The organism is bacterium (assembly GCA_024224155.1).
GTDB lineage: Bacteria > Acidobacteriota > Thermoanaerobaculia > Multivoradales > JAHEKO01 > CALZIK01.
This window is the reverse complement of the sequence record JAAENP010000442.1, coordinates 1-1,329: the sequence shown is the minus strand read 5'-3', so window position 1 is coordinate 1,329 and position 1,329 is coordinate 1. Positions and strand designations below refer to the sequence as shown.

The following is a 1,329-nucleotide window of genomic DNA, read 5'->3' as shown; positions in this document are numbered from 1 at the left end:
TGGACCGACCACGAGTACCGGGATCCCGCGGGCCTGACCCCGGGCCAGCTGCTCAAAGAGGCTCTCGCCAAGCGAGGCTACGAGCCGGGGACGAGCGAGATCCCGGGCGGCTCCGGTTGGGGGACCTGGCGTCAGACCACCGGCCGGATCCTCGAGTCCCTCTTCCCGCTGGCCGGAGACCGTGGCGGCTTTCCCGGCCTGAAAGGCCCCTACCTGGGTCAAGAGCCTCCGGGCACGACGCCTGAAGTCTTCGCCCCGGGCATCATCTCGACGGACGGCCGTTTCGAGGGTGGTGCCACGTTCTCCGCTGACGGCGAGCTGTTCATCTACAAGCAGTTCTATCGTGACCAGCCGATCCCCGAGCAGATATGGTTCAGCGAGCAGAAAGACGGTATCTGGGGCGAGCCCCGCCGGCCTTCTTTCAACGGCGAGCACGCCGACTGGGACTTTCACTTCGCGCCCTTCGGCAGAGCCTTCTACTTCACCTCGAGACGTCCGGCGACGATCAACGGAGAACCGGCTCAACCTTCCAACATCTGGGTAGCCGAACACTCCGCTGGCGACTGGAGCGAGCCGCGTCTGCTCGAATACCCGGTCAACGTCGCCGACAGCTACAGCGGCTTTCCCTCCCTGGCGAACGACAAGACCATCTACTTCCACAGCCTGAGGGAGAACGGACTCGGCAAGATCGACATCTATCGCGCCAGGCTGGAAGACGGCAAATACACCAGCGTCGAGAACCTCGGCGCGCCGGTGAACAGCGAGCACCGGGAATTCGATCCATGCGTCGCTCCCGACGGCAGCTACCTGCTGTTCGTCTCCAATCGGCCTGCCGACCCGGATCGGGAGTACGACCTGTTCATCTCCTTCCTGAGACCCGGCGGTACCTGGTCAGAGCCGCGGGGACTCGGACACCTGCTGGGGACCAACCCGGGCCTGCCCAACGTCACTCCGGACGGCAGGTTCCTCTTCTATGCCGACTATTCCGGAGTCCTCGAAGAAACGGATATCCACTGGGTGGACACCGGAATCTTCGATCAGTTCCGACCGCCCGGGAGCCCTTGAAGAAAACCGTGGTGCGGATGCCCGGCCCGTCGTGGACCGAGAACCGCTGGACGTTGAAGATGACAGCCTGCGGCATGGAGATCATCTTGTCATCTTCGGCATCGATCTTCAGCAGCAGATGATGGCCATCGGCGTGGGAGGCGACGCGCCAGCGGCCAGCTGTCGTAGAGTGAGACCGTGTCTGTCGAAGACCATTGGCAGCCCGGAAGGCGGATTTGACGGATCCGCGCGCTCCACCCTGCTGATGCTGACCGCCTTGATCGC

Annotated in this window: 1 protein-coding gene and 1 pseudogene; one reads left to right on the top strand and one right to left on the bottom strand. The window is 63.7% G+C overall.

Annotation, left to right across the window (positions count from 1 at the left end; translation table 11 throughout):
• On the top strand, positions 1-1,065 hold a 1,065-nt coding region (locus tag GY769_21615), incomplete at its 5' end, for a hypothetical protein (GenBank protein MCP4204516.1).
• Here the strand turns inward: GY769_21615 and GY769_21610 are convergent.
• A pseudogene (locus GY769_21610) lies at positions 1,058-1,141 on the bottom strand (glycyl-radical enzyme activating protein). The gene GY769_21615 and the pseudogene GY769_21610 overlap by 8 nt on opposite strands.
• Positions 1,142-1,329 lie beyond the last annotated feature (188 nt).